At 61.5% G+C, this 379-nt stretch carries 1 pseudogene; it reads right to left on the reverse strand.

Annotated features, from left to right (window positions below):
• A pseudogene (locus EN861_RS34440) lies at positions 1-379 on the reverse strand (hypothetical protein); the annotation flags it as partial.

Genomic DNA, 379 nt, shown 5'->3' on the forward strand with positions numbered 1-379 from the left:
ATTCTGCTTGTGCAGCGTCAGCCCGGCCAACGCCTCGACCGCACGCTGCAATTGCAGCAGCGTGAAGGTGTCGGCCATCAGTTCGAATACCACCGGCCGGTATTTGATTTTGGCCCTCAACCGGGCAATTCCGGTGGCGAGGATGCGGCGGTGATCGGCGAACATCGGCCTTCCGAAATTGATCCGGGGTTCCGCCTGCGCTTCCTCAACCAGCCCCGCCTCATACAGCAGCTCATAGCGCTGAAGGGTGAGTTCCTCGTTCCAGCCGCCGCCGTCGAGGCCGAAGGTAAAATCGGCCCGCAAGTGGCGCTGGTTTTTACAAGATAGGTCGGAATCCGCCCATGCCCGCAGCTTCTCGACGATGCTGGCGAGAACCGCG

The organism is Mesorhizobium sp. M8A.F.Ca.ET.218.01.1.1 (genome assembly GCF_004791165.1).
Taxonomy (GTDB): Bacteria; Pseudomonadota; Alphaproteobacteria; order Rhizobiales; family Rhizobiaceae; genus Mesorhizobium.